This window comes from Roseivirga sp. BDSF3-8 (genome assembly GCF_041449215.1).
Taxonomy (GTDB): Bacteria; Bacteroidota; Bacteroidia; order Cytophagales; family Cyclobacteriaceae; genus JBGNFV01.
Genome location: NZ_JBGNFV010000001.1, coordinates 1,320,721 through 1,347,078, shown reverse-complemented (window position 1 = coordinate 1,347,078; position 26,358 = coordinate 1,320,721). Strand labels below are relative to the sequence as shown.

At 47.0% G+C, this 26,358-nt stretch carries 25 protein-coding genes; 16 read left to right on the top strand and 9 right to left on the bottom strand.

What is annotated here, in order from left to right:
• The first annotated feature begins 13 nt into the window (after positions 1-13).
• From AB9P05_RS05310 to cydB, 10 genes are all read left to right on the top strand, one after another.
• Complete coding sequence (locus AB9P05_RS05310; protein ID WP_371907770.1) at positions 14-1,021, top strand: 3-oxoacyl-ACP synthase III family protein; 1,008 nt, start codon at positions 14-16, stop codon at positions 1,019-1,021.
• 75 nt (positions 1,022-1,096) lie between these two features.
• Entirely contained in the window at positions 1,097-2,587 is a 1,491-nt protein-coding gene (locus tag AB9P05_RS05305; protein WP_371907769.1) for a class I adenylate-forming enzyme family protein, read from the top strand.
• 120 nt (positions 2,588-2,707) lie between these two features.
• A complete protein-coding gene (locus AB9P05_RS05300; RefSeq protein WP_371907768.1) occupies positions 2,708-3,355 on the top strand; it encodes a GntR family transcriptional regulator in 648 nt (215 codons plus the stop codon).
• Between the two features lie 379 nt (positions 3,356-3,734).
• Positions 3,735-4,490 carry a hypothetical protein gene (locus AB9P05_RS05295; RefSeq protein WP_371907767.1) on the top strand — a complete coding sequence of 252 codons (756 nt, stop codon included), beginning with the start codon at positions 3,735-3,737 and terminating at the stop codon, positions 4,488-4,490.
• Between the two features lie 442 nt (positions 4,491-4,932).
• A complete protein-coding gene (locus AB9P05_RS05290) occupies positions 4,933-5,691 on the top strand; it encodes a hypothetical protein (RefSeq protein WP_371907766.1) in 759 nt (252 codons plus the stop codon).
• A 198-nt stretch (positions 5,692-5,889) separates the two neighbouring features.
• Entirely contained in the window at positions 5,890-7,962 is a 2,073-nt protein-coding gene (locus AB9P05_RS05285; RefSeq protein WP_371907765.1) for an alkaline phosphatase D family protein, read from the top strand.
• A 414-nt stretch (positions 7,963-8,376) separates the two neighbouring features.
• Positions 8,377-8,784 (top strand): DoxX family protein, encoded by a 408-nt coding sequence (locus AB9P05_RS05280; protein ID WP_371907764.1) that lies wholly within the window; start codon positions 8,377-8,379, stop codon positions 8,782-8,784.
• Positions 8,785-8,867: 83 nt separating this feature from the next.
• Entirely contained in the window at positions 8,868-9,059 is a 192-nt protein-coding gene (locus AB9P05_RS05275) for a hypothetical protein (RefSeq protein ID WP_371907763.1), read from the top strand.
• Positions 9,060-9,117: 58 nt separating this feature from the next.
• Positions 9,118-10,524: a cytochrome ubiquinol oxidase subunit I gene (locus AB9P05_RS05270; protein ID WP_371907762.1), complete on the top strand. Its 1,407-nt coding sequence runs from the start codon at positions 9,118-9,120 to the stop codon at positions 10,522-10,524.
• Between the two features lie 5 nt (positions 10,525-10,529).
• A complete protein-coding gene (gene cydB / locus AB9P05_RS05265) occupies positions 10,530-11,606 on the top strand; it encodes a cytochrome d ubiquinol oxidase subunit II (RefSeq protein ID WP_371907761.1) in 1,077 nt (358 codons plus the stop codon).
• A 206-nt stretch (positions 11,607-11,812) separates the two neighbouring features.
• On the opposite strand, the gene AB9P05_RS05260 is transcribed toward cydB, so the two are convergent.
• Positions 11,813-11,974, bottom strand: a complete 162-nt coding sequence (locus AB9P05_RS05260) for a hypothetical protein (RefSeq protein ID WP_371907760.1) — start codon at positions 11,972-11,974, stop codon at positions 11,813-11,815.
• Between the two features lie 300 nt (positions 11,975-12,274).
• Between AB9P05_RS05260 and AB9P05_RS05255 the strand changes: the two genes are divergently transcribed.
• Together AB9P05_RS05255 and AB9P05_RS05250 are read left to right on the top strand one after the other, a co-directional pair.
• Entirely contained in the window at positions 12,275-14,257 is a 1,983-nt protein-coding gene (locus AB9P05_RS05255) for a PAS domain-containing protein (RefSeq protein ID WP_371907759.1), read from the top strand.
• A gap of 140 nt (positions 14,258-14,397) precedes the next feature.
• The gene (locus AB9P05_RS05250) at positions 14,398-15,792 is read left to right on the top strand and encodes a mercuric reductase (RefSeq protein ID WP_371907758.1); all 1,395 of its coding nucleotides are present in this window, start codon (positions 14,398-14,400) and stop codon (positions 15,790-15,792) included.
• Here AB9P05_RS05250 and AB9P05_RS05245 read toward each other — a convergent pair.
• The gene (locus AB9P05_RS05245) at positions 15,789-16,526 is read right to left on the bottom strand and encodes a protein-tyrosine-phosphatase (protein WP_371907757.1); all 738 of its coding nucleotides are present in this window, start codon (positions 16,524-16,526) and stop codon (positions 15,789-15,791) included. The two genes, AB9P05_RS05250 and AB9P05_RS05245, sit on opposite strands and share 4 nt — an antisense overlap.
• A gap of 14 nt (positions 16,527-16,540) precedes the next feature.
• Positions 16,541-16,876, bottom strand: a complete 336-nt coding sequence (locus AB9P05_RS05240; RefSeq protein WP_371907756.1) for an ArsR/SmtB family transcription factor — start codon at positions 16,874-16,876, stop codon at positions 16,541-16,543.
• Between the two features lie 217 nt (positions 16,877-17,093).
• Here AB9P05_RS05240 and AB9P05_RS05235 point away from each other — a divergent pair, with 217 nt between their 5' ends.
• The gene (locus AB9P05_RS05235) at positions 17,094-17,918 is read left to right on the top strand and encodes a M57 family metalloprotease (protein WP_371907755.1); all 825 of its coding nucleotides are present in this window, start codon (positions 17,094-17,096) and stop codon (positions 17,916-17,918) included.
• 91 nt (positions 17,919-18,009) lie between these two features.
• Here AB9P05_RS05235 and AB9P05_RS05230 read toward each other — a convergent pair whose 3' ends face one another.
• Positions 18,010-18,309, bottom strand: coding sequence for an RNA recognition motif domain-containing protein (locus AB9P05_RS05230; protein ID WP_371907754.1), 300 nt, complete (start codon positions 18,307-18,309; stop codon positions 18,010-18,012).
• Positions 18,310-18,985: 676 nt separating this feature from the next.
• Here AB9P05_RS05230 and AB9P05_RS05225 point away from each other — a divergent pair.
• Positions 18,986-19,819, top strand: a complete 834-nt coding sequence (locus tag AB9P05_RS05225; RefSeq protein WP_371907753.1) for a M57 family metalloprotease — start codon at positions 18,986-18,988, stop codon at positions 19,817-19,819.
• Between the two features lie 52 nt (positions 19,820-19,871).
• On the opposite strand, the gene AB9P05_RS05220 is transcribed toward AB9P05_RS05225, so the two are convergent.
• Both AB9P05_RS05220 and AB9P05_RS05215 read right to left on the bottom strand, forming a co-directional pair.
• Complete coding sequence (locus AB9P05_RS05220; RefSeq protein WP_371907752.1) at positions 19,872-20,471, bottom strand: DUF421 domain-containing protein; 600 nt, start codon at positions 20,469-20,471, stop codon at positions 19,872-19,874.
• Positions 20,472-20,525: 54 nt separating this feature from the next.
• Entirely contained in the window at positions 20,526-21,254 is a 729-nt protein-coding gene (locus AB9P05_RS05215) for a DUF3891 family protein (RefSeq protein ID WP_371907751.1), read from the bottom strand.
• Positions 21,255-21,502: 248 nt separating this feature from the next.
• Here AB9P05_RS05215 and AB9P05_RS05210 point away from each other — a divergent pair, with 248 nt between their 5' ends.
• A complete protein-coding gene (locus AB9P05_RS05210; protein WP_371907750.1) occupies positions 21,503-21,949 on the top strand; it encodes an Hsp20/alpha crystallin family protein in 447 nt (148 codons plus the stop codon).
• Between the two features lie 61 nt (positions 21,950-22,010).
• On the opposite strand, the gene dinB is transcribed toward AB9P05_RS05210, so the two are convergent.
• The 3 genes from dinB to AB9P05_RS05195 form a co-directional block, all read right to left on the bottom strand.
• Positions 22,011-23,105, bottom strand: a complete 1,095-nt coding sequence (gene dinB, locus AB9P05_RS05205) for a DNA polymerase IV (RefSeq protein ID WP_371907749.1) — start codon at positions 23,103-23,105, stop codon at positions 22,011-22,013.
• A 72-nt stretch (positions 23,106-23,177) separates the two neighbouring features.
• Positions 23,178-24,215: a sensor histidine kinase gene (locus tag AB9P05_RS05200; protein WP_371907748.1), complete on the bottom strand. Its 1,038-nt coding sequence runs from the start codon at positions 24,213-24,215 to the stop codon at positions 23,178-23,180.
• Positions 24,216-24,594: 379 nt separating this feature from the next.
• Positions 24,595-25,368: an MBL fold metallo-hydrolase gene (locus AB9P05_RS05195; protein ID WP_371907747.1), complete on the bottom strand. Its 774-nt coding sequence runs from the start codon at positions 25,366-25,368 to the stop codon at positions 24,595-24,597.
• Positions 25,369-25,500: 132 nt separating this feature from the next.
• On the opposite strand from AB9P05_RS05195, the gene AB9P05_RS05190 reads away from it, so the two are divergent.
• Positions 25,501-26,343: a 1,4-dihydroxy-2-naphthoyl-CoA synthase gene (locus AB9P05_RS05190; protein ID WP_371907746.1), complete on the top strand. Its 843-nt coding sequence runs from the start codon at positions 25,501-25,503 to the stop codon at positions 26,341-26,343.
• Positions 26,344-26,358 lie beyond the last annotated feature (15 nt).

Here is a 26,358-nt window from a genome sequence, read left to right as displayed (position 1 = left end):
AAATCAATAGATTATGCGAAATGCCGTCATACGATCAGTTGGCGCCTACGTTCCTGAGCGGGTGGTGCCCAATAGCTACTTTAATGAGCTATTGGGACAGGACGTGGACACCTGGCTGCGTGAAAATGTACAGATCTACGAACGCCGCTGGGCTGCCGAAGACGAAAGTACTGCCGACCTTGTCGAAAAGGCCGCCCATCAGGCCCTGGAACGCGCCGGAGTAAAAGCCGGAGAGCTCGACCTCCTTATCGTTGCCACCGATACCCCTGAGTACATCAGCCCCAGCACCGCCAGCAAAGTGCAGCACCGCCTCGGGGCCAAAAAGGCCGGCACCTTTGACCTCAATACCGCCTGCGCAGGCTTCGTTACCGCACTCGACGTGGCCTCCAAGTACATCCGGTCAGACGACCGCTACAATAACGTACTTGTCGTAGGCGCCTACGTCATGAGCAAATACCTCGATAAATACGACAAAAAAACCGCCAACCTCTTTGCCGATGGTGCCGGCGCCGTCGTACTCACTGCCGAGGAAGTGCCCGGTGAAGGCCTCAAAGCCCAAAAAGGATTCCTTGCCAGCGAGCTGCGCACAGAAGGGCAGTACTGCGACTGGATGGGTATCTATGCCGGAGGTACCGCCACCCCTGTAGACCAGGAAGTGGTAACCGCAAAAGACCATAAACTTAAGTTCGTCAAGCGCTTTCCCACCGAGCTCAACCCCGACATGTGGAGCGGCATGATCCGCGACCTCTGCCAGCGTATCGGTGAAAAGCCCGAAGACGTTGACCGCTTTTTCATTACCCAGATCAATATCAACAGCATATACGCCACCATGGATCTGCTGGGACTTCCCAGGGAAAAAGCCCCCACCATCATGCACTACTACGGGTATACCGGCTCCGCCTGCATCCCCATGGCCTTTAATGAAGCCTGGGAAAAAGAGCAGATCAAGCCCGGTGATCTTGTAGTCTTCATAGGCTCCGGCGGAGGACTGTCCTTTGCCAGTGCAGCCTTCAGACTTTGATTCATTAACCCAATATAAATACCGGCGGGGCCCGTGCTCCGCCGGTCATTTTCTACCCATACCCGCTACACCCACATGGCCCAATACCGAAAAGACTGGATAGAAAGGTGGACAGACTACCTCCCCGAGAAGATTGCCGTAAAAGAATATGGTAACGGCCGTACCCTTACCTACAAAGAGCTTAACCAGAAAGGCGCCCGTGCCGCCTCCTTCCTCACCCAACACCTCGGCCTTACCAAAGGGAGCCGTATCGCCATGCTGGCCGACTTCTCCCTCGAATACGCCATACTCCTTTCTGCCGCACAAAAGACCGGCATCGTACTCGTACCACTCAATTACCGCCTGGCAACCCGCGAGCTTGCCTACATGCTCGATGACTGTACCCCCGGCCTCTTCATGGTCGATGATCACTACCTCCCCCTTCTCGAAGGCCACGAAAGCCTCGGAAAGATACGGCACGTCATGAAGCCCGATACCTTTTTGCAAGCCATAGAAGAAACCCCCGGCGTCCCCTTTCCTCCCGCACCCATAGCAGAAGATGATCCCCTCCTCATCCTCTACACCAGTGGCACCACCGGCTTCCCCAAGGGCGCCCTCTATACCCACGGCATGGCCTTCTGGAACTCCATCAATACCGCCACCCGGCTTGATATCACCTCAGCAGACCACACCCTCGTTTGTATGCCCCCCTTCCACACCGGTGGCTGGAACGTACTCTTCACCCCCTTTCTCCACCACGGCGCCTCCGTCACCCTCATGAAAAAATTTGATGCAGCAGGCGTACTCAATACCCTCGAGCAAGAGAAAGCCACCCTCTTCATGGCCGTTCCCACCATGCTCAAAATGATGTCCGACGACCCCGCCTTTGACCACGTGTCACTGCAAAGCATACGCTACTTTATAGTAGGAGGGGAGCCCCTCCCCATACCCACCATAGAGCGCTGGCATAATAAAGGCGTACTTATACGCCAGGGCTATGGCCTTACAGAAGTAGGCCCCAATGTCACCAGCCTTCACCACAGCGATGCCGTCCGCAAAAAAGGCTCCATAGGCAAGCCCAATTTCTACGTAGATTATCGCGTAGTAGCCGATGATGGTACAGACTGCTCACCCAGCCAGGCCGGCGAACTCTGGCTTAAAGGCCCCATGGTCACCCCGGGTTATTGGCAAAACCCCAGCGCCACCGCAGCAGCGCTCCAAGACGGCTGGTTTAAGACAGGCGACGTAGTGCAGGTAGACCCCGAAGGCTATATCTACATCGTAGACCGTAAGAAAAACATGTATATCAGCGGCGGCGAGAACGTATATCCAGCAGAGGTAGAGCATTTTCTGCGTACCCATCCCCATGTAGAAGAAGTAGCCGTAGTAGGTGTTCCTGATCCCAAGTGGGGAGAGACAGGCAAGGTGTTTATCGCCCTTAAAGAAGGAGCCATGCTTACCGGGCAGGAAGTGATCCAATTCTGTAATGGCAAACTTGCCAAATATAAAGTACCTAAGCATGTCGTATTTATGGATGAGCTACCCAAAAATGCTGCCGGGAAAATAGCCCGTAAAGAGTTAGAGTAAAGGAGAATTACTATATAGTCACCCCTTATCATGGGCCTATTATCAGAAATACATCCCTTATACATGGTCAAGCCTTGTTAGCCGCACATTTTTGCCTAATTTCGTTTTTCGGTAAGAGACATGGCAAAAAAAATAAGCTTACACCAACACATACGCAGCCTGATATACGATCAGCTACTTGAGGGCACCCTCAAGCCTGGCCAGCGTGTATCCCTTACCGAGTTTTCAAAGCTTACCAAGTCCACCCCCACCCAGGTGAGAGAGGTATTTGCAAGGTTTGAGCAAACCGGTGCCGTCAAGTTCGTACCCAAGAAGGGGTTTACAGTAAATAACCTGAACAAGGTCGAAGCCATCGCCTCCTATAAGTTTATAGGCACCCTGCAGGAATTTGCCATGGGAGAAACCGTTTATTCTGAACAAAACCTGAGTAAACTGAAAAAAGCCTATGCAGCCATCCAGGCAGCAAAGGCACCCGCAGATGTCCTTAAAGAAGAGCTCGCCTTTCATGAACTGTTGATCAGCGACTGCAAAAATAAGATAGCCCCCGAGCTTATTCGTAACCTTAAACTTCCCCTCTATAAGTTCGAACTAAGATTTATCAAGGCAGGTCAGAAAAGCCGCTCCTCTCTACTCACCTATAACCAAATCGTCTCATTGATAGAAGATGAGAACTACGATGAAGCCGCCGAGCTAGCCCGTGCCCACTGGCGCCTCAGCAGCATGGAGCTCAGTGGGGAAGAAGACAGGCATAAAGACCTTATTGATTAATTCCCGCCCTGTCTCCATTAGGGGTTACCCCTTAAATATAAATTTTATTAAACCATAATGCCGATCAGGGGGAGCCTGGGTGGGTTTATTCATATTATACTTTATGTGTCAACTATAAATGAATCCCTCGAGGTAAGCTTTTGATCTTTAGTATGGCAGTTGCTTAAGGAGTAACAAAATATGTTATACCAGCTAATAAGGTTGTTCGTTTTTTTTACTTAAAAAGCCCTTTTTTAGGGGGTTGGGCCGTGTTTTAGCAATTTTCTCAATTCGGAATACACTCCGATTATATGTAGGTTTGTCCCATCATGATTCATAAGTATGCAGGCCTGTAATACTAAATAGAAAAAGAATAACTTATTAAAATCTCCAACTAACTATGTTGAAATTAAGATTAAGCACGTTCGTGGCTGCGATCCTCTTCGTAGCTTTCGGCTGCCAGAGTGATACCGAAAACCCTCAGCCTGCAACAGGCGTCCCCGCTGACCAGACAACCAATACTGAAGAAGCCACTAAAATATCTGAGTACAGATTGGATGGTGAAGTAGTGCCCGAAGGAGCCTACCAAATGGAAGATCCTGAGCTTCAGTTTGCTATAACACTTCAGCCCAATGAAGAAGGTACTGCTCAGAGCCTTGTGGTTGATGCCTTTACAAATGATGATGCCTACATTCAGTGGGGTGATAAAAACGGCTATGATGTAGCCAGTACCCTTGAGTACGAAAGAAATGTAGCCAAATTTGCTGAAGAGTCAGGAGCCATTCGTCAGTACGAGGAAACCGGCGAAGTATCTCAGGAGTTCCTTGAATTCCAGGATGCCGAGTATGAGCGTATCTTCCAAACCAAGGCCCTCGTTTACGAGAGAAGCATGGGTAGCGGATACCTTTCAAAGAATTGTTCAGGTGGCTCATACCGTCGTATGAGTAGTGTAAGAGCCTGGATGTGGTGGGGATGGAACAACGCAGTTTCCAATTACTACCAGAGCGGTGGACTGAGATATACAGCCATATACAACCGCACCTTCTTCAGAAGCAGAATCGCCACTATCTACGGGTGGGGTTCATATAGCATTAACTTCTGTGGTTACTCATGGCTAAACGACCGCATGTCTAGCTACTGGACAGTAGGTTGGTAAATCAACCGGGGTAAATACACCCAATAGTTGAATGAGGATAAATAAAAAGGCACCCATCAGGGTGCTTTTTTATTATGAGGGTTTACCCTCATTTTACTTAAATTTTTAAGGCTATATTAATATAAAATTCCCCCTGTAATCTCCTTCCCAAACAGAGTTATGATATATTATTTAGGTGTTTAGCCTTTCATCTACCCTCAGAAAAACATCAGGTTACCATGCGCCTCTGTATTTTCAGAAGGATAAAAAGAGAATAAATGCCATTCCGTTTGGTCGTGTTCTTTCGCCAATAGATCATGTTTATCGTATGTCTGGCGGCTCACAGAGTGTTTTCACCGTTTTTTATTAGTGGTATACATAATACATTTGTCCTACTGAAAAGAGTATACAGGAGGCCTCCAAATATACCCTGCAGCTATATACCCAAATAATTAAACTAAACATGATTAGGAAAACTATACTTGCTGCGTTCGCCGCAGCCACCCTCACCTTTGCCGGATGTAATAGTGAAAGCGAAGCCCCGCAGCCTGCCGCTCCCGCTCCCGCAGACCAGCAAAGTGCAACCGATGCTCCCACCGAGATATATGAGTATAAACTTGATAATAGAATAGTAAAAGAAGGCGCGTATAACCTTGAAGACCCCGGACTCCATATTGCAGTCACTGGCAAACCTAGTGACGACGGAAATGAGATATACGTAACCATCGATGCCTTCTCATCAGATCAGCTATACATACAGTGGGGTGACCAGCATGGCCATAATGTAGCCGGCATGCTCGAATTCGAGAAAGTCATGAGCCAGTATGCCGAGGCCAGCGGAACCATCAAGGAATACGAGGCCACCGGTAACGTAAATCAGGAATACCTCGACTTCGAAGCACAGGAATACGAGCGCATCTTCGGCAAGAAGCCCGAAGCTGGTCAAACCGGAAGAGTAAATAGCCTCGCTATGCTGCACAAGGATTACGTCGGTGGTTCTTCATGGCTTATGGGATCAACCAGCCCCTTTATGATGCCTGGTTGGAATAACCGCGTAAGCCGCTACCACCCTTTCTACATCTATGGCGTGTTCATTATGTATGACCGCTCCTTCTACCGCAATCGCTTCTTCACCCTGTGGAGCTGGGGATGGCAGAACATCCGCATGTGGGGGCCTTTTAGCTATGCCAATGACCGCATGTCAAGCGGATTCTGCTTCTGATAAAGTACCTTTTTCATAATCAGATAAATGAAGGAAGCCCATCACGGGCTTCCTTCTTTCATTTTCCTGCACCTGATATTACCTGTACTTTACCCCTTCATCATTTAGTAAAATAGACTTCATACTCCCAAAACAGAAAAATCTGTTTAACCACCCACCTTTCGGTTTCTTTAGTTGACATCAAACCGAATGCCTGAGATGCGATCTTTTGTACTATTACTTATGTTATGTCTGCCTGCCCTTACCACATTAGGCCAGGTCCACGGCACGTCATGGAATACCGGCCGTACCATGGATGGCCACCTTCCCTTTGAAGAATCGTTGGCTCCTTTTTACCACGGTGTTGCCAGTGGCGATCCCCTGAGCAGTGCAGTGATTATCTGGACCCGCGTCACACCACCCGATAACCTGCAGGAGGTAGAAGTAGGGTGGCGTATGGCCACCGATCCCCAATTTACAGACATCGTTAACTCCGGTACCGTGTTTACCGGTGCAGACCGCGACTATACAGTAAAGATAGATGTGACAGGACTACACCCCGCCACTACCTATTACTACTACTTTTCAGCCCTCGGGGCCAATTCCATCATAGGCCGTACCCGTACCACCCCCCATGCTGACACTGATAAGCTAAGGTTTGCCGTAGTAAGTTGCAGTAACTATCAGGCAGGCTTCTTCAATGCCTATGCCCGCATTGCGGAGCGTAATGACCTCGATGCCGTCATTCACCTTGGTGACTACATTTACGAATACGGAGCCGGTCAGGGTACTTACGGCTATTCCGATTCCGTAGGCAGGCTTAATGTCCCTCAAACAGAGATCATAGAACTCGTGGACTACCGCACCCGCTACAGCCTGTACCGTCTCGACCCCGATCTTAGGGCCGCTCACCAGCAGCACCCATTCATTCCCGTATGGGACGATCACGAATCCGCTAATGATGCCTATAAGAACGGTGCTGAAAACCACAACCCCGAAGAGGGAGAAGGTACCTGGGAAGACCGCATTTCCACAGCACGCCAGGTATACAATGAATGGATGCCCATACGGGAAGGTCAGCCCCTTTACCGCACCATCTCCTACGGCAACCTCGCCGACCTTATCATGCTCGACACCCGTATAGTTGGTCGTGAGGAACAGATCAACGACATCACAAATCCTGCCCTATACGCGCCCGGCCGTACCATCCTCGGCCACGAGCAGAAAGCATGGTTCTATGATCAGCTAAAGGCCTCCCAAGCCCGGTGGAAGATCATTGGCAACCAGGTTATTTTTTCCGAATTCCACGTTGGGTGGGCTGCTAATCCTGACCTCAGCCAAACCTTTGAAAGTGTAGAGAGCCAGTTTCTCGATATCTGGGATGGATATCCTGCAGAACGTAATGCCATCATCGATACCATAGCCATCAACGGCATCGGCAATGTGATCATACTCACCGGTGACTTTCATAGCTCATTTGCCTTCGACGTCGCCAGGTTCCCCAGCGTTTTCAGCCTTAACGATCCCCTGTATGCTGCCCACCCCATCTCAGAGACCGGCTTGCCCGGGTATGATCCTGTGACCCAGGCCGGCTCTTTTGCCATAGAGTTTGCCACGCCCAGCATTACTTCTGCTAACTTTGACGAAAACCTTGCCCAGATAGCCGGTAGCTATGAGGCCGGAGCCGCCTTATCTGCCCAGCTCGAAGCACAGATCAATACCCCCCTGCCTGCCGCGGTGCCACAGGTTGGCGGCTTTTCGCCAAATCCACATATGCGCTATGTAGATCTTGATCGTCATGGCTATTTTCTTCTTACCCTTACCCCCGACCAAGCCCAGGCCGATTACTACTACTCCGATATTTACAGGCCGGCTACCGATGAACAGTGGGATGCAGGGCGCTACGCTCAAGATGGCGATAACCGGCTAAGCCCGGCTGAAAGTGAGGCCGCTCCCAAACAAGATCCTCCATCTCCCGCCCCCGAAGGTCCCGCCCCCTACCAGGTCACCGGCATTGAGGATAAACCAGCAGACCTCGTCATATTCAGTGTACATCCTAATCCCCTGGGTTCTGAGAACTTCGTACAATATGCCGTGAAAAAGAAAGGACAGATACGCGTCATTCTGCTGGACGTAAACGGAAAAGAAGTCAGTACCCTGCTCGAGCAGCAGCAGGCACCCGGCACCTACCTTTTCAGGTTTGAAAAGCCAGTGGTAGATCACGCCGGGGTGTACTTTTTACGCTTCGAGACAGAAAGCGGCGCCACAACCAGAAGGCTTATCATCAGATAACCCCCGGTTTTGACAGCGTACAAAGAGGCTTTTCCGAAAACAGGGAAAGCCTCTTTTTTTATTGCTGCACAAACAAACAGCAAGGTGTCGCCAGTAAGTAGGTCTCGCTATCACATTAAAGGTCAGGTAAATACATTATATCTGGGAAGGTCGGGTAGTTCTGTTAGCGACACATTATTTGCAAATGTGAAGGCGAAGAAGGAGAGGAGCCTGACGAAATACCCCTAGAGTCGACCCCCGGTACCATCGAGCACTTCTACACCCATCCCCCGCAGCCCGGCCATCTTCACTACGATGAATACAGAGAGTTTATATAACAATAAAACCACTGGCCCGAATTTGGTCTCTTCCAAAAAGGAAATTGGATTCCGGCCGCTTATTTCCAATATTCACCAGCGCAAAAAAAATAAACAGATGAGCCGGAAGAAATTTAAACTCGGAACCTTCTTTTTTTACTTCATGGTACTCCTCTATGTCGGCCTCGGCATCCTGCACCTTATTTCCCCTGAATCCTACTTGCCCGCCATGGCAACCTGGCTTCCCGAGCCCATCTTACTGATATATGTAAGTGGCGTAGCCGAGATCATTCTGGGTCTTCTTCTTATTCCCCGCAGCACACGGCCCGCCGCAGCCTGGCTCATTATTGCCATGCTGGTCGTTTACCTGTTCGTCATCCATATACCCATGGCCATAGATTACGCCGACGAACCCACCTGGAAGTTCATTGCAACCCTGCTGCGCATACCCCTGCAGTTTGTACTTATCAGATGGGCATGGCTATACACCCGTCCCCGTAAGAAAAGCACACCAGCCAGTGCGTAACCTTTGTTACCTAGCTTATAAGCACTTAACTGCACTTTGGTAAGGCAGCTCCGGACCCATGCCCGCGCAGAACTCATTCGCCTATGGAACGAGTAAAATGGCTTTTTGCACTTACAATGAGCTTATTCCTACTGTTTGCCCTGCTCTCTCGGCTTCCTCTGGAAGGTAACTGGCTGCCTGGCATAGACTGGAAAAAGTCTCTGAAGGTCATAACCGGCTTTGTGTTCGTGGCAGGTGTCATTATTATCTATCTGCGGCATCGCAAAAAGTCATAATTACCTTGGGACAGGACCTGCCTATTGAGTAGCTTAAAAGACAAATACACGAATTGCCATGGATTGGGATGTAGAAGTGCTATCGAGGATACAGTTCGCCTTTACCATCATGTTCCACTATATCTTCCCGCCCTTTAGTATCGGTACAGGCCTCCTCCTTGTCATCTTCGAGACCTTCTACTTTGTCACCCGCCGGAAAGTATACGAAACCATCACCCGCTTCTGGATAAAGATTTTTGCTGCCAACTTCAGCATCGGCGTCGCCTCCGGCATCGTCATGGAGTTTGAGTTTGGCACCAACTGGTCAGCCTATAGTCGTTTCGTTGGCGATGTGTTCGGCAGTCCCCTTGCTGCAGAGGGTATTTTTGCTTTTTTTCTTGAGTCAGGCTTTCTCGCCATACTCCTCTTCGGCTGGAACAGAGTCCGGCCCGGCATGCACCTTTTTGCCACCATCATGGTGGCCCTCGGTAGTATACTCAGTGGCTGGTGGATCATCGTAGCCAATAGCTGGCAGCAAACCCCTGTCGCTTACCAGCTCGTCACCGAGGCAGATGGCTTCACCCGCGCCGTCATCACCGACTTCTGGGGAGTCGTTTTCAATCCCAGTGCAGGAGTTCGTTTTGCCCATAGTATCATCGGAGCCTTCATCCAGGGAGCCTTTCTGGTCCTGAGCGTTTCTGCCTATTACCTGGTAAAAAACAAGCACATACAGTTCGCCAGGAAGTCCTTTTCCATAGCCCTCATTGTTGCCCTTGTCAGCTCCCTCCTTCAGCCCCTGCTGGGGCATATGAGTGCAGGCATAGCCTACGAATACCAACCCGCAAAGATGGCCGCATTCGAGGGCTTATATGAAACACAGGAAAACGCCCCCCTCTACCTTATAGGCTATTCCTATCCCGAAGAGGAAAAGACCTACGGCATAGCCCTCCCCGGCATGCTCAGTTGGCTTCTTTCCGGCGATACCGCCCATGAAGTCACCGGCCTGGACGCCTTTCCTGAAGAAGACAGACCTCCCGTGGCCGATGTATTTCAAAGCTACCACCTCATGGTCGCACTAGGTATGTTCTTTATAGCCCTTACCCTGCTTGGTGTTTTTATGCAATACCGCGGCAGGCTTTGGCAAAGCAAGTGGGTACTACGCCTTTTCCTTTTCTCCGTCATTCTTCCCGTCATTGCCAACCAAGCCGGCTGGTACAGCGCTGAGCGCGGGCGCCAGCCATGGCTCGTGTATGGTCTGCTGCGTACCAGTGACGGCGTCTCCCCCTCCATACATGCAAGCGAGGTGTGGATCAGTCTTACCCTCTTCTTTCTTGTATATGGACTTCTCTTCTTCGTATGGCTCTATGTGCTCGATAAAGAAATAAAACATGGCCCCGGTTCACACACCCCCATGGAGACCGACTATCACGGCCGTCAGGAGCGCAGCGAACACCTGCCCCGGGCCATAAATGATCAAAACAGCTAATTGCCATGGACTATAACGTACTCTGGTTTCTTATCATTGGGTTTTTGCTCGTAGGGTATGCCATACTTGACGGGTTTGATCTTGGAGTCGGTGCCCTGCACCTTTTTGCCCGAGGAGACCATAACCGTCGTCTGCTGCTTAACAGCATCGGCCCCGTATGGGACGGGAATGAAGTATGGCTTGTCACCGCCGGGGGCGCTTTGTTCGCTGCCTTCCCCCACGTGTACGCGACCGCCTTCAGCAGCTTTTACCTGCCTTTTATGCTCCTGCTCGTAGCCCTCATATTCAGGGCCGTTTCCATAGAGTTCAGAAGTAAAGAACCCGGGGCCGCCTGGCGCAATGCATGGGACCGCGGCTTTTCCATAGGCAGTATTGTAGCTGCTCTACTCTTCGGTATAGCCATTGGTAACGTTATCCTCGGTTTCCCCATCGGCGCCGATAAAGAGTTTAAAGGCACCTTTTTTGATCTTATCAGCGGATACTCCTTACTTACAGGCTTATTCAACCTTGTCATGTTTACCATGCACGGTGCTATCTACCTCACCCTAAAGACCGAGGGCAAGCTGCGCGAACAGGTCAGAGGCTGGGCATGGCGCGCCTACTTCCTCTTTGTGTCCCTCTATGCCATACTTACCGCTATCACACTCTACCTCAGACCTGAAATGCTCGCCAATTTTAGCTTTGGCTATATTGAGCCTACCGGCACCATCCACCCCCTTATTAAAGAATATCAGGTGCTCATCTCCCTCATCGCATGGATAGTCGTAGCGCTAAACTTTCTGGCCATTCTCAACATCTCCCGTACCCTTTCCAGGCACAAATACATGCAGGCATTTATCAGTAGTGCTCTCATGATGGCCTCAATCATCTTGTTTTTTGCCCTGGGGCTTTTTCCTAATATGATGGTGTCAAATATTGACACACTCTACAACCTGGACATCTATAACAGTGCCTCATCAGCCTATACACTGCGGGTCATGTTCATACTGGCACTCATAGGTCTTCCCTTCGTGATCGGCTATACCTCCATTATTTACTGGACCTACCGGGGAGTCACCAGACTTACAGACAGTAGTTACTAGCCATATGCGGTCATATAGAGAGCTAAGTGCTTAATAGTTTGGGGGCTAGGTTAAATATGCAGGAGTAAATGGCTGGAATAAAGGTGAATAAACTGCATAATTAGGATGTTTATTACATCACAAATAAAAACTAGTACACCGGTGCTTAATGTAAGCTTATGGTATCATATTATTGGAATAAAAGACTGGATAAGTTAGATTGGGCGTTATTCGTCAGGATTGTTTGATTGGCCATCATTTTCTTCTGGAGAGTCATTCTCGTCCACCTGCTCCCATTGGTCCCATTCTTCCGGGGGGAGCATAAAAAAGGCATCTGCGTCTATTTTGTCCTTTTTTTTCTTAAAATTTCCAGTCTCATCTGAATTCATGATGGCAAAGTTCTCTGAAATCTCCGCTTATGCAAAATCTGAAATTCAACAGATAATTAATGAAATTGGGCATAAATGCCAAACAATCAACCAGGAACAGGTGTGAATGTTAAAATAACTTACTAAATTGAGAGGCTATTGGAAATTATTTTTATCCGTTGATGTGGCTAATTGTTTATAATTTGGTAATCTTTTAGGGAGGTACGAAAGAGGTAAAAATTTTCAATTTTGCCTTACCCCCCCTGCCTGTACATCAGGGATACGTGTTAAACCCATTGCTGACAGAAGAAATATTACTGCATGATTCCCGGTAAGGCCTGGAAAATAGTTATACTTTATCTGATAGGCGGAGTCCTTCTTCTTGAGACCCTGCGCTATTTATTGCTACAAGTGTTTCCTTTCGGAAGCCCCGTGTTGCTATACCTATGTGCCATGGTGCTCATCGTACTGTTTCTTACCATGGCCATACGGTACCATTTTTCCCTTCTGTCCTCATCCCCGCCGTGCACCCGCAATACCCAAAACAATAATGCCACCAGCGCCTACGCTGCTATCTATGATTCAGATATGCCCTTTTTCTGGATCAGTGAAGAAGGCAGGTTTACCAATGCCAACCTTGCTTTCTGCAACCTATTCGGTTATTCAGTAGAAGAGTTGCGGGCCGTGGATCCTAACACCCTTCATAAATATAACGGCTCAGACTTCGAAGAATTATGGCGCCTCTGTGAAAAAAAGACAAAGGTTCAGCTTGAGCTGGAAGGTATCCGAAAATCTGGTGATGTTTTCCCATATAGTCTCAGCGCCTTCTTTATAGAAGACAACCACATCAGACTCATGTGCGGTTTTTGTCAGGATATTTCCGAAAGAGTCAGGCACGAGCAAGCCATTGAAGAGAATGAGAAACGGATGAAGCTCTCTATGGAAGCCGCCAATGAGGGACTATGGGATTGGGACCTTCAGAAAAAGTCCATCTACTACGACGATCGCTGCTTCAGAATGCTTGGCTTCGCTCCCAATGACCTCTTGCCTGCTAAGAATATTTGGGCAGCCATAGTACATCCGGCAGACCGGTTCAGAGTGCTGCGGGAAATAAACGGATATCTCGATGCTGACCACTTGTTCAGTATCGAGTTTCGCGTCAAATCCAATGAAGACACATATAAATGGGTAAACTGTCGGGGTAAAGTAGTAGAGCGCAACCCGGAAGGACGCGCCATCAGGCTTATGGGAACCTATGTGGATATTTCCCTCAATAAGAAAAATGAAAATGCGGCCCTGGAGGCTGCCGTTCACCTTAAAATTGCCATGGAAGCCACCCGGCAGGGTCTTTGGGAATTTGATCCGGACACAAAGGAGCTTTATTACAGCGACGAATACTACCTCTTGCTTGGCTACCAGCCAGGCGGCTTTGAGCCTACCCCCGAAATGGCCCGCAAGATGATCCACCCCGACGATATTATCCAGTTGGATTCTGATTACCATGACTTTATCAACGGCAAAAGCGGTAGCTATTCAAGTACCTACCGGGTCAGGTGCCATAACAATACATATAAGTGGGTCCATAGCCGCGCCAACTTTATGAATACAGAAAATGGCACCCGTAAAATGGTAGGCATTATTGTAGACATTCATAATCAGAAAGTAAATGAGATGCGCCTGAAGCATCAGAACCAGCAGCTTATTGATTATGCTTTCTTTAATTCCCATAGGCTCAGAGCACCACTTGCCCGCGTGATGGGCCTTGCCGAGCTGATTAAGCAGGATGTGGAGCATCCCCTCATGCCTAAGCTACTTGAATCTGCCAGCGAACTGGATAATGTAACCAGAGACATTAACCACATCCTGAGTCACGATTTTGCGGCCGAGACGTTTAATGATTACACCCAGGACCAGATCAGGAACATACTGCTTGTAGATGATGATAAAGTCAGTCACTTCCTGCATGAGCGTATCATTAAATCCCGGAAAGCAGATGTGGAAACCCTGGCCTATGACAGGCCACGTGAAGCACTGGAGCACCTCATAGAAGGTAAAGTAAACCCCGATATCTGTCTGCTCGACATTAATATGCCGATAATTGATGGGTTCGATTTCCTCGAAGAAATGAAAAAGTCCGGGATCGATCTGCCGGTTTATATGCTTACATCCTCCATCAATACCGAGGACGTGCGTCGTAGCAAGGCTTTTAAAAATGTGAGAGGCTTCATCACCAAGCCCCTTACCCAGGAGACAGTAGACAAGATATTCAATATGACCGAGGCCCATACCACTGCAGGACAGTAGAATTAGCAGCCGTTACGGCCCCCTTCATTTCCTGTGTGATTGCTACAGCTTCTCCTGCCTCCCAACGCCACTTCAACTACATGGCTAAAACAAAGTCCACTTCTGTTGGTCATACATAGATACCGTTAACGACCGCATTTATGGACCAATTTGACCTGATAATTATAGGTACCGGTCAGGGAGGTGTGCCCCTGGCCTCAGCATTTGCCAAAAAAGATAAAAAAGTAGCCATAATCGAAAGATACCTCTTTGGCGGATCATGTGTCAACTTCGGCTGTACCCCCACCAAAACCATGGTGGCTTCTGCACGGACCGCATGGAGAAGCAACCACGCTTCACGCTGGGGAGTACACACAGGCGAGGTGACGGTAGACTTCTCCAGGGTCATGGAGCGGAAGCAAGAGCAGATAGACCAGGGCAGAAATGGAGTAAAAAAGGCCATGGAGGATGAGGGAAATATTGAACCCGTAGCCGGCCACGCCAGATTTCTCTCCTCCGACACCGTAGAGGTTACCCTAAGCGATGGCGGAATCCGTACCCTGAAAGCCCCTAAAATCGTGATCAACACAGGTACCCGAGGGCTTATACCCGATGTGCAGGGACTGGATTCAGTCCCCTATCTTACGGCATCTTCATTAATGGAATTAAAAGAACAGCCCCGGCACCTGATTGTCTTCGGCGGGGGATTCCTCGCCCTCGAGTTTGGGCAGCTATTTCGACGGCTCGGATCCAAAGTAAGTATAGTTGAGCAGAGCCAGCAGGTTTCTGACCGGGAAGACCGTGAAATCGCCGACCTCATCCAGGAGGCATTGACCGAAGAGGGCGTCGATATCTATTGTAACAGCAAGCCCGAAAAAGTAAGCCATGCCGATGGTATGTTTAGTGTAGAAGTAAAGAGGGAGGGGAAGAGCATAAAATTATCAGGCTCTCATTTGCTGGTAGCTACAGGCAGGCGACCCAATACGGATGACCTTGGGCTGGAGGCTGCAGGCGTAATCACCGATGACCATGGCCATATTAAAGTCAGTGATAAACTTGAAACTAACGTGCCGGGCATATATGCCATTGGTGATGTTAAAGGAGGTCCCGCTTTTACCCACGTCTCCTATGACGATTTCAGAGTGGTGAGCGCTAACCTCCTTGAGGGTGCTAATAAAACTATAGCAGAAAGGACGGTACCATACGCCGTTTTCACAGATCCGCAACTTGGCAGGGTCGGGCTTTCCGAATCCCAGGCCAGGGAAAATGGCATGGATTATAAAGTGGCTAAACTACCCATGAGTAAAAACTCAAGAGCCGTTGAAACCGGGCTTACCAGGGGACTGATGAAAGTCATTATAGACCCTGCTGATGATAAGATAATAGGCGTAGCCATGTTGGGAGACCAGGGAGGAGAGATGATGACCGCTTTGCAAATAGCCATGCACGGGGGCGTACCCTATACCGATATTCGTGATATGATGATTGCACATCCCCTGTATTGCGAAAGCTTCAATAACCTCTTTCAGCAAGTAAAAAGCCCTGGCGAGGACTAAACCTGTGACATGACATAAAACATCTCTGTGGCAATCTGGCGGCAGCGTTCATCATAAGCAATAGCTTCCCGGTCCGTGCCGTCAAATGCCTTAGGGTCCTCGTACGTTACAGGCACCCTCTTTTCTGCTCCCGGTATGATCGGGCAGTTCTCGTCTGCGTCAGAGCAGGTCATCACTGCCATAAAACCGGATGATGGATTAGCCATATCATCATATTTCTTAGAAAAGCAGATCATCTCCGGTCCATTTTCCGAAAAGGTGACTTCATATGGCGGATTCTCACCTCCCGGATTATTGATAGTAAATCCTGCCCGCTGCATGGCAGCTACTGCCCTTGGGTTAAAAGCAGTAGCCTCCGTTCCTCCAGAGAAGGTCGTAATGATATTGTCAATGCCATAATGCCTGGCTGCAGTGGCCGCCCATATCTGGCTCATATGGCTCCTTCGGCTATTATGTGTACATATAAATGTTAGCCTGGCTGCCTCACCCTCTTTTCGCTTAGAGCGGATATAGTCAGATACTTCTGTCAGGAGATTTTTTCGTTCGGCAGATATACTATCGAAGTCCCCTGTGATCTCCCCAATATATTTTTCCAGAGGCGGATACATTCTCATCTCACTTGAAGATTGCTTGTCATCTGCACGTGTGCTCATTTTTTCTTTCGAATCACCGGAGCTACAACTCCACATACATAGCGCCATTAATACGGCAATTACTGACAGAGAGTATTTCATTAGAATGTTGTTTATCAGCAGCAACCGGGAGCCTCATCCGGAGAGAAGCGGCTAAAGAGCCTGTTAAATTCCCTACTCATTAATTTCCACCCCTCAGGGTCCAGACAGTAGCTTACCGAGGTACCTTCTATTGTGCCCCTGATAATGCCTGCTTCTTTCAGTTCGCGCAAGTGTTGGCTTACCGTTGCCTGCGCCAAACCTGTTTCCGTTACCAGGTCACTGTTAATGCACTGTTTGGATTTCAGCAAGTGCTCTATTATAGCCACCCTCGCCGGGTGACTAATGACCTTTGCCAGGCTTGCCAGCTTATTCTGTCCTTCTGTAAAGAGCTCTTTTCTGGTTACTCCCATCTCTAATCTTATTATTGCAATATTACGATGTTATATAGCTAAAATCAACCCTATTGAATATTTCTGCTGCAATGGCTGTATGGTTCAGTGTCTTAATGAGGAGGGTTTATTTGGGTAATTTTAAAAAATACCGCAGTAATTATTGAAAAACTGAGATCAAACAATTAGTTTGTGGATGTTTCAACTAATCTATAATCTATCTTAATCAACTAGTACTATGAAAAAACTAAATTTCACAGCTATGTTCGCACTCATCGCGGGTGTGTTCTTATTTTCATGCTCTCAAACTACCGAGGAAGAGGTTCAGCCTCAAAACGAGGTTTCTCCCGAAGTACTTGATCAGCTTAGCCAGCTAGGTTTCAATGTAAATGACAACGGAACCTACAAAATTGACAATGGCTACATCGTAGAGGGTGATATCCTTCTTACGGAAGCTGACCTGGCGGGTAAACTCAATGCCTCTTTGGTGCCTACCGCAGCAGAGGAGCAGTACCACACGGATTTTCTTGTAACTGGCCTGCCACGTACTATTGATGTATTCGTTAGCACCAGCTTCTCAAGCAAGTATTTTACGGCTGTTGATGCGGCTATCTCGCGTTACAATGCTGAGAGCCTTCGTCTTAGCTTCCGCAGAGTAACAAGCTCTTCAGGTGCTGATATTTCTATTAAGCCTTCTCCCTGGTACTACAGCTGGTATGGTATCCTCGGTTCTGCCGGTTTCCCTACTTCTGCTGGTAACCCTCACAACGAGATACTTCTTACTCGTGCGTACTATGATGGTGTTTCTGATATTGGAGCACTTACTACTACTATTGCTCACGAGATGGGTCACTGCATAGGATTCCGTCACACAGACTACTTCGACAGAAGCTATAGCTGTGGCGGTTCTACTAATAACGAAGGCGACGGTGGCGTAGGTGCTAACCACATTCCTGGCACGCCTACTGGTGCTTCTGTCAGGTCTTGGATGCTTGCCTGCTCTGACGGTACTGATCGTCCTTTCAACTCAGCAGACAAAACTGCTCTGGCTTACGTTTACTAATAACAACGCCGGATAAAGAAAAACCCCGTTTGCCAAATGGCGAACGGGGTTTTTTATGTTCTGACCTACCGGTTACAAACCGGCGGCTAAATTAGTACCTTCTGTTCTGATTGAACCGGCCACCACCTTGAGGACGACCACCGCCGTTCTCTCTGGGACGAGCTTTCTTAACCACAATTGTGCGGCTCATAAAGTCTGTTTCATTGAGTTGGTCGATAGCGTTGTATGCCTCGTCGTCATCTGACATCTCCACGAAACCGAAACCTTTAGAGTTACCAGTCTCTCTGTCAAAAATAACGTTGGCTGAACTTACCTCGCCAAACTCCTCGAATAATCCGCGTAAGTCATCGCTGGTAGTGGATGAGCTTAGCTTTGCTACGAAAATGTTCATAAAAAAGAATAAATAATAAGAATAAAGTGCGCGAAGATATTGAAGCAAGCATCGATATAAAGTCTACGAAAATATAAGAAGCTATACTACAAAGTCAGCGACGCATCCAAAGGTAAGGATTAATCATTAAGAAACTCTGGGAATCAGCAATTTTTAATAAATAAGCCTTCTTTAGAATATTCTTTCACAATTGCTTCTGGCTGAAAAAAGTTCTTTCCCTGATGAAATTTTTTTCAAAATGGGTTGATTGATTTTGCTTGGTGATTGAAAATCAAAATAATAGTTCAAAAGGATAGGTTAGTTAGATTTTTTGGAGTGTAAAAAGTGATTTTTAGAAAATATTATTACGGCGTTTGTTTTTTCTTGAAATGATGGATTCCCATTGATGGGAAAATCCTGTGTCTCTTCTTTTAATTATATTTTTTTAACCCTGGGAAAAATCACCTAAAGCTGCATTATTTCGCTTCAGTGGTGTAAAATGGGATAATTATCGCTCGGAAGGTATAGTGAAATTAATTAATATATTCTTACTTTTAAAAAAGTTCATTTTTTCATCTATAGCCATATAAAGTGATTTCATTTTCCATAATTGGATATATAAGATTTGGAAACTGTTGGTATTTGCCATACATTTGCGGTGTACTTATTCCATTCTATTCTTAATCAAATTAGATTTATGACAAGATTCTTTAACACCAAAAATCTATCAATTGTAGCTGCTGGCTGCATGACTTTTTTCTCTTGTTCTGAAGATGCGGAGAATGTTACTCCTTATGAGCTTCCTCAGGACGTTCTATCTCAGATTGAGCAAGCTGGCTTTAGCACCGAAGGGGCCATGTCTTTCCGTGATGGATATCTTGTAGAAGGTGATATTTACCTTACCGGTGCAGATCTGCAAAATATGAGCCCTGCTACTCCTATAGCAGCTGCTGAGCAGTACAGCACTAATAATCTGGTTAGCACCAATGGATCACGCGTCATCACTGTTTATGCTGCCGAAGGTGGAAGCAAAGGATATAGCGCTGGTATGATCGCCGGTCTTGACGAGGCTATTCGTCGCTATAACGCTGAAAACCTTGAGATTACTTTCCAGCGTATTTCTACTGATAATGCTGACATTACAATGACTCGTCTTCGCAAAGGTGAAGAACGTCGTGGTATTCTTGGTTCTGCCGGTTTCCCCACTTCTGCTGGTGATCCTTATGGAGAAATCAAGATGAGCGGTATCCTTGAGTCTTCTTACGGACTGGGAACTAACGGTATTGCAACTATCATTGCCCACGAGATGGGGCACTGCATCGGTTTCCGCCATACTGACTTCTTTGACCGCAGCATATCTTGCGGTGGTTCTACTTCTAATGAAGGGGCAAGCACAGTAGGTGCAAATCACATCCCAGGTACACCTACTGGTGCATCTGCTTCAGCCAAATCTTTCATGCTTGCTTGTACTGACGGCGGTGACCGTCCTTTCAACAACGATGACAAGACGGCCCTGAACTACCTGTACTAATCAGGAAATAAGACGTAAAAATGCTAAAAGCCTCCCAGCCGGGAGGCTTTTTTTATGTATCTTCTTTAACTGTGATGGGGCTGTTCTTAAGGTTTTCGTTATCCAGAATATGATCTGCATTATCCAGACCCAGCAGCGCCTCATTTTGTGTCTCGTGCAGTTCTGAGATAATGCTGAGGCTGCCATCTGCCTCCAGCACAATTGCTGCCACATCGTCCATTCGGGATATTCCGTGCTGCCTTACAGCAGAGCGCAGTTCAGCTTTTGCCATTCTCTCCCCCCTCAATGCCTTTTCAAGATAATGCCCCCTGTAATACAGCAGGGTAGGCGAGCTTTTAATAAGCCGCTGAAATTTTTTTGTACGAACCGATAAATACGTCAGCAGATACTGCATGTAAATGAGTATCCCGTATGTTAGCACCACTTGGGCTACGCTTATCGTACTACTAAGAAAACTGGTGGCCATCACTGACCCAAAAGCAATGGTCACTACAAGATCGAAGGCATTTAGCTTGCTCAGTGTCCGTTTACCTGAGACCCGTAGCAGAATGACAAGGAATACGTAGCCAATGAGCCCTACTACCAGTGTTTTAAGTAGGGTTTGCCAGTCGGAAAAGAACCAGGAGGCAGGTATTTCTGTGATAATAGGCATAAGTGATCGTTTGTTCTGTTGTTAAGCTTATAAGTTGACGTGTGCTTCTCCTGTTCAATTGGGAACCAGGGTCCACTTTTTATAATAAGGTTTCTCTGCACGGATGGCCGCCAGCAATTCCTTATCGTCACGAAAAGATAGTTTCTCCAGGCCCCGCGCTTCTGTATATACTTCCACCTCTTTTTCCTCAAAACACCAAGGGGTTACTACCAGGAGACTTTCTTTAGCATACACCCAGCGCGATGTTCCGTCAGGGAGTTTACCGATCTCCAGCTTTTTCCCTCCTTTAGGAATCCGGTCCTGGCATAGGATCAACGAAAATTCATCACACCACCGCATAAGCTTATAGTGCTTTTCTACCTCCTCTTTGGATATGCTCAGGTAATGCCTCAGCTTTTTCTGGTGAGCCTCCTGTTCATTTAAGAAAGTGGCTACCTCTTCACGATCTGCAAAGGGAGCATAGAGGGATGAAGTGTGCATTGAAGTAAGCAGGGCAATCCACTTACTTTTATAGATACCATTTTGTACTACCTTTCTTGCCTGCTTCAGGTCTACCCCGTGAAATGTGAAATTCAGTGGGGCCCCAGTGTCAGAAATATGATTCTTCCCCTCCCAGCCTGGCTGACCGTCATCGTGCTCAGCTATGGCTGCGAGTGTATCTACACGGTACTGAGGCGGAGGCCATAGCTCTTCTCTGATTTTGTCAGCCAGCTTAGCAGCTAATAAGCCATGGGCTCGCTGGAATATTATTTCCCAGCCTTTCTCTTTCATATTGACAATCATGCAATGGTAGTCTTTTGGGGTATAACAGCCGGTACCCTCTCCTGTTTTATTTCATGACAGCGAGGTGCGGCAAGGTGGGAGAGAATGATATTATGTCATCTATGATAAAGTTTGTTTAAGTCATATTGGCAGTTTAATTTTCCATTTAACATGAATTAATGACAAGTCGTCAGATTTATTGGATTGGCATATTCATTGAAGATTTTCAGGTGTAAATCATTTAGTCAACCCTTAAAACTTTGGAGAAAATGGCACTTGTTAAATTCAACAACGACAGGCTCTTTCCTTTCGGAACTGCATTCGACGACTTCTTCAATATGGAGTTGGGCAACTGGAAGAACAGAAACTTTTCATCTACTGACACCACCCTACCCGCGGTGAATATTAAAGAAGATGATGATGGCTTTACCGTAGAGATGGCTGCTCCCGGGATGAAAAAGGATGATTTTAAAATAGACCTGGAGAATAACCTGCTTACGATAGCCTCTGAAAAGAAAGAGGAGAAGAAAGAAGATAAAGGAAAATACAGTAGAAAGGAGTTTTCATACTGTTCATTCCAGCGGGCATTTACCCTGCCTGATAGCGCTGATAACGACAAAATCGGGGCGAAATATGAAAACGGTGTATTGTTTATTAGTATTCCTAAGAAGGAAGAAGCAAAGCCGGTGCCGCCTCGGCAGATCAGTATTGCGTAAAAGATAGCAATTAATAAATATGGCCTCTTTCCTGCAGGGAAGAGGCTTTTTTTGTATCTCTTTAAAACTCCAGCGTAAGCTGATAGCCCGGGAGTTGGTCATTAATATTAAGGTTAGAAATACCCACTCCTAATAACCTTACCGCTAGCGGCTCACGATCAACCTGTTCCAGTAGCTCAAAGGCCATACTCTGCAGTAGATTCCTTGATTGTATATAGGTATGTACAGTCTTACTTCGCGTGATGAGCTCAAAATCTGAGAATTTCACCTTAATAGTAACCGTCTTGCCATATATCTGGCGGTCCTTCATCAGTCCATACACTTTATCAATGATCGGATCCATCGCCTGCTTCATGGCAGGTAGGTCTTCCAGGTCCTCATCGAATGTACGCTCTGCGCTCATGCTTTTTCGAATTCGGTTCGGGTTTACCTCACGATGATCAATAGCGCGGGAAATATTAAAGTAGTGCCTGCCGGATTTTCCAAAGCGTCTCACCAGTTCCTCCTGCGTATACTGCTTAAGGTCTTTGCCATGAAATATTCCTATGGAATGCATCTTAGCTGCGGTGGCCTTGCCTATGCCATGGAATTTTTCAATAGGAAGCTGCTCCACGAAGGCTTCTGCTTTGACAGGGTGTATAAGGAAGATTCCGTCTGGCTTTCGATAGTCCGACGCTATTTTTGCCAGAAATTTATTCATGGAAATACCCGCTGATGCTGTTAGACGGGTTTGCTGTTTTATGCGTTTTTTGATTTCCCTGGCAATGAGCGTGGCGGAAGGAATGCCAGGTTTGTTTTCAGTGACATCCAGGTACGCTTCATCCAGTGAGAGGGGCTCTACTAGGTCAGTATATTCATAAAAAATCTCCCTTATCTGATGGCTGACCTCTCTGTATACATCAAAGCGGGATTTTACGAAGATCAGATTAGGACATTTACGGGCAGCTATGGCCGAGGGCATAGCAGAATGTATGCCAAAGCGACGGGCTTCATAACTGGCAGCCGCCACTACCCCCCTTCGTTTAGAGCCTCCTACTGCTACAGGCTTACCGCGCAGCTCCGGATGGTCTCGTTGCTCCACAGATGCATAAAATGCATCCATGTCCACATGAATTATCTTCCTGTATGGGGTGTCTTCAGCCTCTTTGGTATCCATTTTCACTCTATATTCGGAAAACGGATTGCTGTACGTTAGGTTTTGCTTAGTTCTGCCTCGTGAAAGGAGCCTTTAGTTTTCAGCTTCCTTCTTAAGATTCATGGAGTATAAATGTTCTTCCTGGTGCGTGATAGGAAAAACTATAGTGAATTGAGTGCCTTTACCTTCCTCTGACTCTACGAATATATCCCCCTGCAGCTTCAGGACAAGCGTTTTTACAATGCTTAAGCCAAGGCCAGAAGAGGATTCTCCGCCGGTAGGGCGGGCAGATAGCTTTTTAAATTTTTTGTAGAGCTGCTGCAGGTCCTCTTTTGATATGCCAGGGCCCTGATCAATAACACGAATACCGAATGTGCCCTTCTCATGAAAGCAACTAATTTTTACTTCAGTATCAGGATCACTAAACTTTATGGCATTAGAAATAAGGTTATCAAGTATGCGGGTCAGGAACTTTTCGTCAGTAGTAACAGTAAAGTCACAATCGCTTTTATCAAGAGTTAAGGTGATTTTCTTTTTCCAGGCGTAGCTTTCATGTTCATTTAATAAACCGCAGATGTATGGCATCAATTCTAGCTTTCTATAGTCTGCCCTTACATCATTATCTTCAAAATATATGAGGCTATTGAGGTCTGAGATGAGCACACGGCCGCCTTCCACTACGTGGTGGATCTTTTTTATGGCATCTTTTTGATCTTCATTGAGCGGGCCCGACATTTCTAATACATGCATCAGGCCTTGTATTTTATTGAGAGGGGATTTTAGATCGTGAGCGACTACCGAGACAAGTGATTTATGTTCATTATAGACTTCTGAGATCAACTCATTATTCTTAGAGATGCTCTTTTTCTGCAATGTAATTAGCTTGCCTTTGTCTTCTAACTCCTGATTTACCAGGTGCAGATCCTGTCTTTGCTTTTCCAATAGCTTGTTGATTTGGTTCCTTTTCCTGCCGGCCAGGGCCAGCAATACGACAAGAGTGAGCGATAACAACAGGCTAGCTATCAAAATTAACAGCAACATATTCTGGTTTTCCTCGCTTGCATTAAGCCAAAAGGCCAAAATAGGGTGTGCGGTTAAAGAAGGGTAGCTTTTCAGGATCGATAAACCCATTTTCTCCAAGGGTTGAAAGAAAGATAGCAAAACCTCTCCCGGTAAACTCTTAGCATATTCAAATATGCTGTCATAGTTTACTAGCGAACGATTTGCTATGGAAAAAAATACCCTCATGCAGGCCTGTAATTAAACTATTTCACTCCTGCTAATTTTAAAGCATACTAATATAGCAACAGATCAGGGAGAAAAACACAATAAAAATTTAAAAATAGTACGTTAACTTAATTTAAGTTTTTTTTTCTAACTATTGCAAATCAAGGTGTTGCAACGGTAATTGAAGTTTATTTTGTCTTGACTTGGTGGCGTATATCCTGAAATAATAAAGCAGGACATACATCTCAGTTGCCCTGTTTAATAAGTATAATGAAAATATACTCTATTTTTTTCTGGAAGGATACCAGTCCCTAAGCCTTACTTCCACTTTATCGGTTTCGCTCTCCACCATTTCTTTAAAGGCTGAGACGTCACTGAGTCCGTTTTTGCCCCTGTAATGGTAAGGGTAAACAATGGCAGGCTCAAACTCTATAACAGCTGATGTAGCTTCGTAGATATCCATGGTATAGGGTAGGTTCATACAGACGAAAGCTACATCTATGCCCTCCAGGTCACGCATGTCACCAGTGCCCTCAGTATCACCAGACAGATAGATCTTTTTTCCACCCATTTCTAAAACATACCCGTTGCCGCGGCCTTCCGGGTGGCCTATCTGGGTTTCTCTCGGCAGGTTATACATGGGTACGGCATGAACCGTAATCTTACCCATCTCATTTTTGTCACCATTGGCCATTACCACCAGGTTTGAAGTAAACATGCCCTGCAGGCTATCCGCTACTGATTGTGGCGTGATAATCGTTGCCTTTGATGTATTTATCTCCGATAGCGTCTGCTTGCTCAGGTGATCTCCATGAATGTGGGTAATAAGAATTATATCAGGGTCAGGAAGTCCTTTGAATGCTTCACCTCCACCCACAGGGTCTACGTAGATTGTCTTACCCTGCCACTGCATAGCCATGGTAGCATGAGAGATTGGCTTTATATGGAGCACTCCGTTATCGGTCTCTATCTTATCTCCGTCCCACTGGGCAAGTGCCGGCAAGGCTACAGTCAACATAAGCGCAAGGCTTAGAAATAATCTGTAATGTATGTTCATACTTGTAATTTTCTTTATTGAACCGGGAGGAGGACGGTTGGTTTAACCTGAGTCGCATCCGGCGGTGATTTTCTGCTGATTACTACCTCTAGCAAGCCATAATTCCTATTTTTACCGAAAAAAAATAACCCTATGAGTACTGCAGACTGGAAGACCGTAAAAGAATATGAAGATATCACCTACCGAAAGTCCGGTAAGGTGGCCCGGATTGCCTTTAACAGACCTAATGTTCGCAATGCGTTTCGACCGAAGACTGTTGGGGAGCTTTATGAGGCATTTCTCGATGCCCGGGAGGATACATCAATTGGGGTGGTTTTGCTGTCTGCCGAAGGGCCCTCCACTAAAGACGGGGTGTATTCCTTTTGTAGCGGGGGAGACCAGAACGCCCGCGGTCACCAGGGCTACGTGGATGACGCCGGTATGCCCCGTCTCAATATTCTTGAGGTACAGCGACTCATTCGTTTTATGCCAAAAGTAGTGATTGCCGTGGTACCAGGCTGGGCAGTAGGTGGCGGCCACAGCCTCCATGTGGTTTGTGACCTGACCCTTGCCAGTAAGGAGCATGCCATTTTTAAACAAACGGATGCAGATGTAACGAGCTTTGATGGTGGGTATGGGTCTGCTTATCTGGCTAAAATGATAGGTCAGAAAAAAGCCCGGGAGATTTTCTTCCTGGGTCGCAACTACTCTGCACAGGAAGCTGTGGACATGGGCATGGCTAACGCCGCCATTCCTCATGATGAATTGGAGGATACTGCCTATCAGTGGGCCCAGGAAATACTGGCCAAATCGCCTACCTCTATTAAAATGCTCAAATTTGCCTTTAACCTGACTGACGATGGAATGGTAGGACAGCAGGTATTTGCCGGAGAGGCTACCCGGCTGGCTTATATGACTGAAGAGGCAAAAGAGGGCCGTAACGCCTTTCTGGAAAAACGAAAGCCTGATTTCTCGGATATTAAGTGGATACCTTAATTAATTGACCTGAAG